The organism is Marilutibacter maris (assembly GCF_006546735.2).
Lineage (GTDB): Bacteria > Pseudomonadota > Gammaproteobacteria > Xanthomonadales > Xanthomonadaceae > Marilutibacter > Marilutibacter maris.
Genome location: NZ_VICD02000121.1, coordinates 1 through 12846, shown reverse-complemented (window position 1 = coordinate 12846; position 12846 = coordinate 1). Strand labels below are relative to the sequence as shown.

Sequence of the window (12846 nt, the reverse complement as noted above, 5' to 3'; positions counted from 1 at the left end):
GCAGCGCCAGGCCGTGGCGCCATGGCCGCACAAGGCATAGGTCGCCGCGGTCAATCGGGCCGGCAACAGGTTCAGCGTGTCGTCGATGCGCGCCGCGGCGCAGCCGAAGCGGTGCAGGCGCGGCGTCCGATAGCCCCACATCGCATCGAGCGTGTTCGCGAGCCGGTACAGCACCACCCCCGGCGCGCCCAGCAACAGGAACCAGAACAGCGCGCCGAACACCGCGTCGTTGCCGTTCTCAAGCACCGATTCGGTCGCGGCGGCGGCGACACGCTCGCTCGACAGCGCCGCGGTGTCGCGACTGACGATGCGGCCGACCGCGGCGCGCGCGCCCTCGATGTCGCCGGTGTCGAGCGCCGCGGCCACCGGACGCGCGTGGTCGCCAAGGCTGCGCAGGCCGATCGCCGCGTACAACAGCGATGCGGAGAAGGCCGCCGACAGCCAGCCCGAGACCTGCGCCGCGAGACCGTCCAGCAACCAGGCGAGGCCGACCCAGGGCAGCACCGCCAGCGACCAGGCGACCAGGCCACGACTGCGGCTGTCGGCATGCAGGCCGCGCTCGATCCATCCCGCCCAGCGTCCGAACGCGACCAGCGGATGCGCGCGCCGCGGCTCGCCGAAGATCGCGTCGAGCAGGACCGCGGCGATCGCGACGGCCGCCGCGATCACGGCCGCAACAGCCGTACCGCCGCCTCCGGGTTGGAGGCGAAGTACAGGTGCACGAAGCTGGCGGTCATGCCGCGATCGCGGTAGACCGCTTCCGCGGTCGGGCCACCGTTGGGATTGCGGGCGACCGTCAGCGGCGTGGCTTCGATGTCGGCGCGCGCGTAGTGGAAGCTGTGGCCGCGCAAGGTGCCCTCGGGCAGCTCCACCTCCTGCATGCCCAACGCGGCGAAGCGCGGCTGCATCCGCGCCTCGCCCGCGATCAGGCCGGCCATCGGCGCGCCGCGACCGTCGCGGTCGACGAGGCTCCGCAGCGCGAACAGCAGACCACCGCACTCGGCCAGCAACGGCCGGCCGGCGTCGCGATGCGCGCGCAGTGCCGCATGCAGATCGGCATTGGCGGCCAAGGCGTCCAGATGCAGCTCCGGATACCCGCCCGGCAGCCACACCGCATCGCATTCGGGCAATGCGTCGCCGGCCACCGGCGAGAAGAAGCTCAACTCGGCACCGGCTTCGCGCAGCAGGGCGAGGTTGGCCGGATACAGGAAGCAGAACGCGGCATCGCGGGCGACCGCGATGCGCCAGCCTTCGAGCCGACGCGGCACCGGCAACGGCTCGACATCCGCGAACCCGATCGGCGGCGGCAGCGCGGTCGTCGCATGCTCGCCCCAGGCATCGGCCAGCGCGTCCAGGCGCGCGTCCAGATCGGCGAGTTCGGCGGCGGCAACCAGGCCCAGATGGCGCTCCGGCAGCGCCAGCTCCGGGCTGCGCGACAACGCGCCCATCCAGGCGATCTCCGCCGGCAGGCTGTCGCGCAACAGTCTGGCGTGATGCGCGCTGCCGATCCGGTTCGCCGCGACCCCGTGCACCCGCAGGCCCTCGCGGTACTTCGCCAGGCCGGTCGCCAGCGCGCCGAAGGTCTGCGCCATCGCCGCGCCGTCGATCACCGCCAGTACCGGCAGGCCGAGTGCGAGCGCGAGGTCGGCACTGGAAGGCGCGCCATCGAACAGCCCCATCACCCCTTCGACCAGGATCAGGTCGGCCTCGCGCGCGGCCGCGTGCAGGCGCGCCCGCGCGTCCGCCTCGCCGCACATCCACAGGTCCAACTGCTGCACCGGCGCACCGCTGGCGCGCTCGAGGATCATTGGATCGAGGAAGTCCGGACCGGTCTTGAACACCCGCACCCGCCGTCCGTTGCGGCGATGCCAGCGCGCCAGCGCGGCGGTCACGCTGGTCTTGCCCTGCCCCGATGCGGGCGCGGATACCAGCAATGCCGGGCAGCGGGCCGCTTCCATCACAGTTCGATTCCGTGTTGGGCCTTGATCCCGGCGCGGAACGCGTGCTTGACCAGGCGCATCTCGGTCACTGTGTCGGCGGCCTCGACCAGCGCGTCGGGCGCACCGCGTCCGGTCACCACCACGTGCTGGCGCGGCGGGCGCGCGGCCAGCGCGGCGAGCACCGCGTCCAGCGGAATGTAGTCCTTGTTCAGCGCGATATTGAGCTCGTCCATCAGCACGAAGTCGACCTCCGGATCGGACAGCATCCGCGTCGCCACCTCCCAGGCCCGGGTCGCGGCGGCGATGTCGCGGGCGCGGTCCTGGGTCTCCCAGGTGAAGCCCTCGCCCATCACGTGGTACTCGAGGCGCTCGCCGAAGGCATCGCCCATGCCGCGGAAGAACAGGTCCTCGCCGGTGCTGAAGCTGCCCTTGATGAACTGCACCACCCCGCAGCGGAATCCGTGCCCGAGCGAGCGCGCGAGCATGCCGAAGCCGGACGAGCTCTTGCCCTTGCCGTTGCCGGTATTGACCACCAGCACGCCGCGATCGATCGTCGCCCGCGCGATCCGGCGATCGACCAGTTCCTTCTTGCGTTGCGCACGCTCCCGGTAGTGCTCTTCCTCGCTGCGCCCCAGGCGCTCGGAACCGCGACTCACGGCGCCACCTCCTCGGTCCGACGAGTCCCAAGGGTCGCGCCGCGCCACAGCGCGCGCAAGGCGAACGCAGCGCCGACGTAGCCGGCCAGCGTCCCCAGCGCCCGCGGATAGTAGGTCGGAATGCGGGCGATGAAGCCCTCCAGGGTCGGGTCCGGATAACGGCCGGAGAAGAACCAGTAACCGCCCTTGGACAGCAGGTAGGCGACGCTGGCGGTGGCGACAAGCACCAGGGCCAGTCGCGGCAACGTCCGCCAGGCGTCCATATGCAGACCGCGGTAGACATGTCCGCCCAGCCACAGCGACGCGTAGGCGAAGGCCAGCGCCCAGTAGGCCGGCGACAGGCACCAGTCGGTGATCGTCCCGGCCGCGTAGCTGCCCAGGTCGAGCGCGGTCGCCAGCACGAACAGCACCGGCAGCGCCCACATCGGTCGCAGCAGCGCGCCGGCGAGGAAGAACACCGCCCACGATGCGCTCGGCAGCGCGTCGACGCTGGCGAAGTGCTGGCCACGGGTGGCGACCATCAGCGCCGCCAGTGCCAGCCCGATCACCCACTGGTCGCGCGCCGAAGCCAACGCAAGGGTGCTATTCGATTTGCCATTCATGATCGCGGCCTCAGTGCGAGTCGACCGCATGCGCGGCACGACCGCGCTGGGCGAAGGCGACGATGCCGTGCACCGCCAGCGCCACGGCGACGTACATCATCGTGGTGCGCACGAACAGCGGCCCCCACTGCCAGGCGCGGGCGAGGTACTCGGCGAAGTGCGGGTTCTCGTAGCGCCCGCCGAGCCAGTAGAACGCGCCGTTGGAGATCAGGAACGACACGCTGGCGGCGACCAGGCCGACGCCGGCCGCGCCCAGCAGCGGACCGATTCGTCCGTCGAGCCTCGGCGTGTACAGACGGCCGCCGTACCACAGCACCGCGTAGGCCGGCAGCAGGAACGCATACGAGGGTGTGACGCAGAAGTCGCTGACCCCGGCGTACTCGATCGATACCCAGTCGACCGCGACCGCCAGCGCCAGCAGGGCGACGAACTGCCAGTGCCGGCGCAGGTACAGGCCGCCGAGGAAGAACAGCGCCATCGAGGCGTCGGGCAGGTGCAGTGCGTCGCCGAAATGGTTGAAACGCGTCGCCACCATCAGCGCGGCGAACGCGGACAACAGGGCGAGGTTCATCGGTCTGGAAAACGGCTTCATGGCGGGCCTCGTCGAGGTGGGTGGAAGGCCGTTCCATGGCCGTGATGCGGGGCGCTCAGTCGTTCGGGCGCCAGCGCAGGCTCAGCAGCCATTGGCGGCCGGGCTGGTTGTAGAAGGTCGCGGTCTCGTACCGCTTGTCGAACACGTTGTCGAGCGACAGCCGCAGCTGCCAGGCCGGCGACAGCGCGTAGCCCACGCGCAGGTCGGTCAGGCCGTAGCCGCCCATCCGGCGGGTGTTGGCGAGATTGTCGTAGCGCGCGCCCGCGCCAGTGACCGAGGCGCCGACGCTGAGCGCCCCGAAACCGCGGTCCAGATCGATGCGGCCGCTGCGCCTGGCCCGTCGCGGCAGTACGTTGCCGCGGTAGCCGGACACGTCGGCGTCGTTCTCCGGGTCGAGCAGGGTCGCGGTCGCGGCCAGCTCCCAGCCGGCCACGGTGGTCCCCAGCACGCCCTCCAGGCCACGGATGCGGGCACGGTCGATGTTGTTGGGACCGCCGAACTGACCGAGGTCGGCGTCGTAGGCGATCATGTCGTCGATGCGGGTCTGGTAGGCGTTGAGCGACCAGCGACCCCAACCGTGTTCGCCGCGCAGGCCGATCTCGACGCTGCGCGAGGACTCCGGCCCCAGCGCCGGATTGCCGTAGCCAGGGAAGTAGAGCTCGTTGAAGGTCGGCGCCTTGAACGCGGTGCCGGCGCTGGCGGTCAGGCGCAGCGCGTTGGTGATGTCCCAGCCCCACAACACGCTGCCGGTGGTCTTGCCGCCGAACTGCGCGTTGTCGTCGCGGCGCACGCTGGCCTGCAGCGATTGCGTACCGAACGTCTGTTGCCACTGCGCGAATGCGCCGCGATTGATCCGCACGTCGGTCGCGTAGTCGGTGGTGCCCTCGACCTCGTCGCGCTGCCAGTCGAATCCCAGCGTCAGCAGTCCGCCGTCGGCGCCGATGTCGGCCTGCAGTCCGGCCAGCTGACGGCGGGTGTCGAAGCGCGATGAGAACGCGCCGTCGAAATAGTTGTCGCTCAGGTCGGCGCTGGTAGCGGCGCTGGCGGTGAGCTTGAAGCCCGGCCCTGTGCTGTAGCTCAGGCGGCCGCCGACCGCCTGCTGGACGGTATCGGCCTCGCTCGCCGGTCCACCGTCGTACTCGTTGCGGCCCTCGGCGCGGAACACCCGCAGGTCGCCGTCCCAGCGCTCGCCGAAACGGTAGCCGCCCTGCACGCTCAGCGAACTGTTGCGGTAGCCGTCGCGGTCCGGGTCGAAGTTGCGGGTGCCGCGGTAGGCGTTGATGCCTTCGGTGGTCTCGTGCGCGGCCTGCACCGAGTACCAGCCGTCGCCACCCTTGCCGGCCACGCCCGCCGAGGCGCGGCGGCTGTCCTGGCTGCCGACCGCCAGCATCGCGCTGGGCTCGAACGGACCGCGCGGACGCCGGGTGAAGATCTGCACCACGCCGCCCAGCGCCTCCGAGCCGTACAGACTGGAGAACGGGCCGCGCACGATCTCGATGCGCTCGATCTGCTCGACCGGGATGTCCTGCAAGGCGGCACTGCCGCTGGTGGCCGAACCGATGCGCACACCGTCGACCAGCACCAGCACGTGATCGGACTCGGTCCCGCGCAGGAACAGCGAGGTCGATTTGCCGGGCCCGCCGTTGTTGGCCAGCGAGATGCCGGCACGGCCGCGCAGCAGGTCCGGCAGCGACGGCGGCTGCAGACGCTCGATCTGCTCGCGGTCGATCACCGTCACCGCGGCCAGGGTCTGGTCCTGGGTCTGCGCGGTGCGGGTGGCGGTGACGACGACCCCATCCAGATCGGTGGCGGCGCCTTCGGCCAGGGCCGGGGCTGAAACCAGCAGGGCGCCCGGAAACACCAGGGCACAGGCCGCGGCGAGCGCGCGACGACGGAACACGACGGTATTGCAACAACGCACACGGACTCCTTCACCGCGCCTGCCCGCGCGGATGGCATGGGACATCGTCGACGGACGGGAGGCGTGTTCGAGTCGGCGCGCGGCAAGCGCGCAGCCCGTGACATCGCCCACCGCATGTCGGGTCATGCCCGGGGCCGGTCTCCGGGCTCGCGAGTGGAGCGGGCGGACTGTCGTCGCCGGCTCCCGGTCCGCGCCTTCCCATGCGTCAAGCACAGTGGCCGTATGCGGACCTTGCCTCGCCTACCGTTGCGGGGGCAGCTCCGGAATTGCCGGCCGCGCGTCCACGGGCGTGGAAGGCGGTCCGGCGCACCGGATTCCCGTTTCAACCGTCGTCCCGGTCGGGGCGACGGTCACCTCAGGCGGTCGCCAGTCTAGCAGCAAGCCGGGCCCCTCCCACCATGCGATGGCGCATGGCGGAACAAGCCTTCGGCATGAGCCCGGAGCCCGCCCCCGGACATGCGAACGGCCCGGGAAACCGGGCCGTCGCGGACATCCCCCGGTGGCGTCGGGATCAGGCCTTGCGGAACACCAGCCGGCCGCCCTCGGCATCGGCGAGGATGGTGTCGCCGGCCACGAACTCGCCGGCCAGGATCCGCTGCGCCAACGGGTTCTCCAGTTGCTGCTGGATCGCGCGCTTGAGCGGACGCGCGCCGTAGACCGGGTCGAAGCCGACGTTGCCGAGCAGCGCGATCGCATCGTCGGTCAGCTCCAGTTTCAGGCCGCGCTCGGCCAGGCGCTTGTCGAGCCCGGCGAGCTGGATCTTCGCGATCTCGCGGATCTGCGCCTTGCCCAGCGGATGGAACACCACGATGTCGTCGAGCCGGTTGATGAACTCCGGACGGAAGTGGTTCTGCACCACCCCCATCACCGCCGCCTTCATCTTGGTGTAGCCCTCCGCGGAATCGTCCTCGGACAACTCCTGGATCATCTGGCTGCCGAGGTTGGAGGTCATCACGATCACGGTGTTGCGGAAGTCGACCGTGCGCCCCTGGCCGTCGGTCAGGCGTCCGTCGTCGAGCACCTGCAGCAGGATGTTGAACACGTCCGGATGCGCCTTCTCGACCTCGTCGAGCAGGATCACGCTGTACGGGCGCCGGCGCACCGCCTCGGTCAGGTAGCCGCCCTCCTCGTAGCCGACGTAGCCCGGAGGCGCGCCGACCAGGCGACTGACCGCGTGCTTCTCCATGAACTCGCTCATGTCGATGCGGACCATCGCGTCCGGCGAGTCGAACAGGAACTCGGCCAGCGCCTTGCACAGCTCGGTCTTGCCGACGCCGGTCGGCCCGAGGAACAGGAACGAACCGCTCGGGCGGTTGGGATCGCTCAGGCCGGCGCGCGAACGGCGCACCGCATCGGAGACGACCCGGATCGCCTCGTCCTGGCCGACCACGCGCGCATGCAGGTGATCCTCCATCTGCAGCAGCTTCTCGCGCTCGCCCTCCAGCATCTTCGACACCGGGATGCCGGTCCAGCGCGCGACCACCTCGGCGATCTCCTCGGCGGTGACCTTGTCCTGCAGCAGGGTGAAGCCGGTCTTCTCGGCCTCCTGGGCGGCCTTGAGCTGCTTCTCCAGCTCCGGCAGCGCGCCGTACTGGATCTCGCTCATCTTCGCGAAGTCCTGCGCACGCTGCGCCGCCTCCAGCTCGAGCTTGGCCTGCTCGATCTGCTCCTTGACCCGGGTCGCGCCCTGCAGGGTCGCCTTCTCGGCCTTCCAGACCTCCTCCAGATCGTTGAACTCGCGCTCCAGCGTGGCGATCTCGGACTCCAGATCGGCCAGGCGCTGCTTCGATGCGTCGTCCTTCTCCTTCTTCAGCGCCTCGCGCTGGATCTTCAGCTGGATCAGCCGGCGCTCCTTGCGGTCCAGCTCCTCGGGCTTGGAGTCGATCTCCATGCGGATGCGGCTGGCGGCCTCGTCCATCAGGTCGATCGCCTTGTCGGGCAGCTGGCGGTCGGCGATGTAGCGGTTGCTCAGGGTCGCTGCGGCGACGATCGCCGGATCGGTGATCTCGACGCCATGGTGGACCGCGTACTTCTCCTTCAGTCCGCGCAGGATCGCGATGGTGTCCTCCACCGAGGGCTCGCCGACGAAGACCTTCTGGAAGCGACGCTCCAGCGCGGCGTCCTTCTCGACGTACTTGCGGTACTCGTCCAGCGTGGTCGCGCCGATGCAGTGCAGCTCACCGCGCGCCAGCGCCGGCTTGAGCATGTTGCCGGCGTCCATCGCGCCGTCGGCCTTGCCGGCGCCGACCATGGTGTGCAGCTCGTCGATGAACAGGATCACCTGGCCCTCGTTCTTGGCCAGGTCGTTGAGCACGCCCTTCAGCCGCTCCTCGAATTCGCCGCGGAACTTGGCGCCGGCGATCAGCGCGCCCATGTCCAACGCCAGCACGCGCTTGCCGCGCAGGCCCTCGGGGACCTCGCCGTTGACGATGCGCTGGGCCAGGCCCTCGACGATCGCGGTCTTGCCCACGCCGGGCTCGCCGATCAGCACCGGGTTGTTCTTGGTCCGGCGCTGCAGCACCTGCACGGTGCGACGGATCTCCTCGTCGCGACCGATCACCGGATCGAGCTTGCCGGACTCGGCGCGCGCGGTCAGGTCGACGCAGTACTTCTCCAGCGCCTGGCGCTGGTCCTCGGCATTCTCCGACTGCACCGATTCGCCGCCGCGGGCCTTGTCGATCGCCGCCTCCAGCCGTGCCTTGTCGGCGCCGACCGCCTTGAGCAGCTTGCCGGCCTCGGTGCCGCTGTCCAGCGCGGCGAGCAGGAACAGTTCGGAGGCGATGAAGGCATCGCCCCGCTGCTGGGCGAGCTTGTCGGTGACATTGAGCAGGCGCGCCAGGTCGTTGCCGACGGAGACGTTGCCGTCCTGGCCGGAGACCTTGGGCAGCTTGTCCAGCGCCTCGCCGAGCCGCTCGCGCAGCAGCGGCACGTTGACGCCGGCCTGCGCCAGCAGCGGGCGGGTGCCGCCGCCCTGCTGGTCGATCAGCGCCGCCAGCAGGTGCACCGCTTCGATCACGTTGTTGTCGCGCCCGACCGCCAGCGATTGCGCATCGGCGATCGCCTGCTGGAAGCGCGATGTCAGCTTGTCCATCCGCATCTGCAAACCCCTTGGAATCGTGGGCGGCGCCAACGCCGCGATGGCATCGAAATGCGGTCGCGCGGCGGGCGATTCAAGCGAGGTTCAAGGATGCGGCGGCGACCGTTCAGGGATCGTGATACCCCGCGGCAACCGGACCGCGGCCGCCGGGCCCGGACGCCGCCGCGGGGATATCGCCCGATTCTCCCCTACCATGGCCGCATGCGCATCCTGATCCTCGGCGGCTACGGGCAGTTCGGCGGCCGCATCAGCCGCACACTGGCCGCGGATGCCGGCTTCGAGATCCTCGTCGCCGGGCGCGATGGCGACCGTGCCCGCCGCTTCATCGACGCCAGCGGCGTCTGCGGCCGGACCATGCGTCCACTGCGGCTCGACGCCAGCGACGATGCGGCGGTCGCGCAGTCATTCGAACAACGGCGGCCCGACCTGGTCATCCATACCGCCGGCCCGTTCCAGGGACAGGATTGCACGCCAGACGGTTATCGGGTCGCCCGCGCGGCGTTGCGGGCCGGCGCGCACTACATCGACCTGGCCGATGCGCGCGCCTTCGTCGCCGGATTCGCCGCGTTGGAGGATGAGGCGAAGGCCGCCGGCCGCCGCGCCGTCAGCGGCGCCAGCAGCGTGCCCGGCCTCAGCGCGGCGGTGATTGAGGCCCACCTGCACCGCTTCACCCGCCTCGACGCGGTCGAGGCCGGGATATCCCCCGGCAACCGCACGCCGCGCGGGCTGGCGACCACGCGCGCGATCCTCGGCTACGTCGGCCGCCCCTACCCGGCCCTGCTGCATGGCAGGCGTCGCACGGTCCACGGCTGGCAATCGCTGCGCCGACTGGGGCTGCCCGGCCTCGGCACGCGCTGGCTGGCCCGCTGCGAGGTCCCCGACCTGGATGTGTTGCCGGCCCGCTATCCGTCGCTGGAACACTGCGACTTCCGCGCCGGACTGGAATTGCGACGCATGCACTTCGGCCTCTGGCTGGGCAGCTGGGCGGTGCGCGCGCGGTTGTTGCCCAGCCTGCAGCCGTGGGCCGGTCCGCTGCTGCGGCTGAGCGAACGGTGGCTCGATGCAGGCTCCGACACCGGCCTGATGCATGTGGACATGCACGGGATCGGCGAGAGCGGCGATGCACTGTCGCTGCGCTGGCAGATGATCCTGCGCGACGGCGACGGTCCGCAGGTCCCGTGCACCGCGGCCATCGTACTGGCACGGAAGCTGGCGCGGGGCGCGCTGGCCGGCGCGGGCGCCGGCCCCTGCCTGGATCTGTTCACTCTGGACGAATACCTGTCGGCACTCGACGGTTTCGCGGTCGAGACGCGGACCGGGGAACTCGAGCATCGGCGGTCCGGATATCAACCGGGTTCGAGGCACCCCCCGGGTTCAAGCCAACCCTGATAGCGGATCAGCCGCCCGATCAGCGGCAGTTTCGCCTCGACCTCGAATTCATAGCGGCCTTCGCGTTCGCGCTCGCGGCATTGCACGCCCGAGAACAGCCCGGCCGGCAGCGGCAGCAGGCCGAGCAGCCGCACGCCGTCGACGTTCCAGAAGATCGTGCCGTCCCACGCATGCAGGGCGAACCGGAACTGCACCAGCCCCAGTCTTTCGCACAACAGGCCGTCGCGGCAGTAGAGCGTGGACACCATCTTGCGGCCGCCGAAATCGCGACGCCATATCTCGCGATCGCCGTCGGCGCTGAACTCGACCCGGGTCCGCACATCGGTCATCGACGGCGGCAGACGGGTCGCGACCGCGCACAGCCACGCCAACGGATTGCGACCGCGCTCGACCGTGGCCCGGCCCACCCAGACGCCATCGCCACGAATCCCATGCAGCGCGCGCAGCGACTCGGGCAGATTGAAGAAAGGTGCGCGCAGCACCTGCTGGAACACGGTTGGATGCATCCGGATACTCCCCCTGGTCATGCCTATTTCACTCTCGCCCGCCGCGCGAAGCATGGCCGGCGCCCCTCCATCGGGAACGGATCAGGCGCCCGGTTTGTGCTTCTGCAACGACAACAACCCCAGCAGCAGCGCCAGCGCGGCGTAGCCGGCGGCGAACTGCCAGGCGATCGTGCGCGCCAGCCCCTCCAACGCGCCCGGCAGGTAGACACCGCCCTGCGGATGCACCGAATGGATGACGCCGAACAGGGTCAGCACCGCGGCCAGCAGCCACCAGGCGGCGGCCAGGCGCATCCGCTGCTCGACCATCGCGACCAGGGCCGAGGCCCACAGCATCGCGGTGATGATGAAACCGTTGCCCAGCACCACGATCGTCGCCAGTTCCGGCAGGCCGCTGCCCTCGCCGTGCGCGTACAGCTCGGCGAAGCGGGCCGGCTCGATCAAGGCCGGATTGCCGAGCTTGATCACCAGCAGGTAGGCGATCGCCGGCAGGAACGCCAGCGCCACCGCCAGCGCGTGCTCGCGGCGGGTGCTGTGGAAGGCCTGCACGGTGATGTCGAGGCCGACGTAGACGATGATCGGCGCCAGCACCGCCAGCGGCAGCCACTGCACCAGTCCGGAAACGATGCCGAGCATGCCGCCGATGCCGACGAACAGGCCGGTCAGCAGGGTGTAGCCGATGCGCGCGCCCATGTGCTTGTAGGCCGGCTGACCGATATACGGCGTGGTCTGGGCGACACCGCCGCAGAGACCGGCGACCAGGGTCGAGACCGCCTCGGCCAGCAGCACGTCGCGGGTGCGGTAGTCGTCGCCGGCGGCGCGCGCGCTCTCGGCGACGTTGATGCCGCCGACCACCATCAGCAGGCCGAACGGCAGCAGCAGCGACAGGTAGGGCACGGTGTACGGCAGACCGTCGACGAAGCCCAGGCCCGGCCACGGCGGGGTCAACGCCAGCGGCAGCGCGTCCGGCACCCGGAACCCGGGCGCGCCCAGCCCGGCCAGGCCGAGCCCGTAGTACAGCGCGGTGCCGACGATGAAGGCCAGCAGCACGCCCGGGATCCGCACCGGCAACGGCCCGCGCGCGACCAGCACGTACAGCAGCAGGCCGAAGGTGGCGAAGCCGACCACCGGCGAGCGCAGGGTCTCGATCAGCGGCAGGAAACCCAGCAACATCAGCGCGGCGCCGCCGATCGATCCGAGCAGGGCCGCGCGCGGCACCAGCCGGGTGATCGCGTCGCCGGCGAAGGACAGCACCAGCTTCAGCGTGCCCATCACCATCAGCGAGGCCATGCCCAGCTGCCAGGTCGCGGTCGCCGCGACGGCCTCGTCCATGCCCTGGGCCTTGAAGCCGGCAAAGGCCGGACCGAGCACCAGCAGGGCCATGCCGATGCTGGTCGGCGCGTCCAGGCCCAGCGGCATCGCGGTGACGTCGTCGCGGCCGCTGCGCAGGGCCAGCCGGCGCGCCATCGCGGTGTAGATCAGGTTGCCGACCAGCACCCCGAACGCGGTGCCGGGGAACATCCGCGTGAACACCACCTCGGCCGGGAACCCGAAGATCCCGACCAGGGCGGCGGCGATGAAGCCCAGGATCGACAGGTTGTCGACGACCAGGCCGAAGAAGCCGTTGAGGTCGCCGGCGACGAACCAGCGTGGGCGCGCGGCGGACATGCTCATCGACGTGCTCCGTGAGGGCGGTGGGGTCCAGACCGTGCGGACCGGCGCCGTTCGTGGGGGATGCTCATTGCGACTCCCGGGACTGCGGGCTGCCGGTGGGACGGCGGTCGGGCAGCATAGACCAGCACCGCCGACGGCTCATGCATCCGCGCCGGCGACCGGTGCGATCCACACCAGCGAGGCCATGCGGCCACTGCGGCCATCGCGGCGGTGCGAGAAGAACCGTTGCGGATCGGAGATCGTGCAAAGGCCGCCGCCATGGATGCGTCCGGCATCCAGCCCCGCCGCGCACAGGCGCCGCCGCGCGAGTGCGTACAGATCGACCCGCCAGTGCCCCGCGCGGGTCGGAGTGAAGGCCTCGGCAGCCTGCGCATCGGCGCCGACGAAGGCGTCGCGAACCTCGGCGCCGATCTCATAGGCCTGCGGCCCCGCCGCCGGCCCCAGCCAGGCCAGCAGCCGCGCCGGCGGCGTG

At 70.7% G+C, this 12846-nt stretch carries 11 protein-coding genes and 1 riboswitch; of the genes, 1 reads left to right on the top strand and 10 read right to left on the bottom strand.

Going from position 1 to position 12846, the window contains the following annotated elements; translation table 11 throughout:
* The 7 genes from cbiB to clpB form a co-directional block, all read right to left on the bottom strand.
* Positions 1–666, bottom strand: a 666-nt coding sequence (gene cbiB / locus FKV24_RS07785; protein ID WP_141481975.1) for an adenosylcobinamide-phosphate synthase CbiB, incomplete at its 3' end; no start/stop codon positions are given.
* Positions 666–1958 (bottom strand): cobyrinic acid a,c-diamide synthase CobB, encoded by a 1293-nt coding sequence (locus FKV24_RS07780; protein ID WP_141481972.1) that lies wholly within the window; start codon positions 1956–1958, stop codon positions 666–668. The genes cbiB and FKV24_RS07780, both read right to left, overlap by 1 nt.
* Positions 1958–2575: a cob(I)yrinic acid a,c-diamide adenosyltransferase gene (gene cobO / locus FKV24_RS07775; RefSeq protein WP_141481974.1), complete on the bottom strand. Its 618-nt coding sequence runs from the start codon at positions 2573–2575 to the stop codon at positions 1958–1960. Before cobO ends, FKV24_RS07780 begins: the two co-directional genes overlap by 1 nt.
* 17 nt (positions 2576–2592) lie before the next feature.
* Complete coding sequence (locus FKV24_RS07770) at positions 2593–3198, bottom strand: hypothetical protein (protein ID WP_170288246.1); 606 nt, start codon at positions 3196–3198, stop codon at positions 2593–2595.
* A gap of 10 nt (positions 3199–3208) precedes the next feature.
* On the bottom strand, positions 3209–3790 hold the full coding sequence (locus FKV24_RS07765; protein WP_111267273.1) for a hypothetical protein: 582 nt from the start codon (positions 3788–3790) through the stop codon (positions 3209–3211).
* A gap of 55 nt (positions 3791–3845) precedes the next feature.
* A complete protein-coding gene (gene btuB / locus FKV24_RS07760; RefSeq protein WP_425481596.1) occupies positions 3846–5690 on the bottom strand; it encodes a TonB-dependent vitamin B12 receptor in 1845 nt (614 codons plus the stop codon).
* A gap of 136 nt (positions 5691–5826) precedes the next feature.
* A riboswitch (cobalamin riboswitch) is annotated at positions 5827–6084 on the bottom strand.
* A 138-nt stretch (positions 6085–6222) separates the two neighbouring features.
* Positions 6223–8808 (bottom strand): ATP-dependent chaperone ClpB, encoded by a 2586-nt coding sequence (gene clpB / locus FKV24_RS07755; protein WP_141481970.1) that lies wholly within the window; start codon positions 8806–8808, stop codon positions 6223–6225.
* A gap of 201 nt (positions 8809–9009) precedes the next feature.
* Between clpB and FKV24_RS07750 the strand changes: the two genes are divergently transcribed.
* Positions 9010–10197, top strand: a complete 1188-nt coding sequence (locus FKV24_RS07750) for a saccharopine dehydrogenase family protein (protein WP_170288245.1) — start codon at positions 9010–9012, stop codon at positions 10195–10197.
* Here the strand turns inward: FKV24_RS07750 and FKV24_RS07745 are convergent.
* From FKV24_RS07745 to FKV24_RS07735, 3 genes are all read right to left on the bottom strand, one after another.
* Positions 10155–10703, bottom strand: coding sequence for a DUF4166 domain-containing protein (locus tag FKV24_RS07745; protein WP_111267276.1), 549 nt, complete (start codon positions 10701–10703; stop codon positions 10155–10157). The genes FKV24_RS07750 and FKV24_RS07745 overlap by 43 nt on opposite strands.
* A gap of 81 nt (positions 10704–10784) precedes the next feature.
* The gene (locus FKV24_RS07740; RefSeq protein ID WP_141481967.1) at positions 10785–12374 is read right to left on the bottom strand and encodes a SulP family inorganic anion transporter; all 1590 of its coding nucleotides are present in this window, start codon (positions 12372–12374) and stop codon (positions 10785–10787) included.
* A gap of 138 nt (positions 12375–12512) precedes the next feature.
* A partial coding sequence (locus tag FKV24_RS07735; protein WP_141481966.1) for a purine nucleoside phosphorylase YfiH/LACC1 family protein occupies positions 12513–12846 on the bottom strand: 334 nt, incomplete at its 5' end.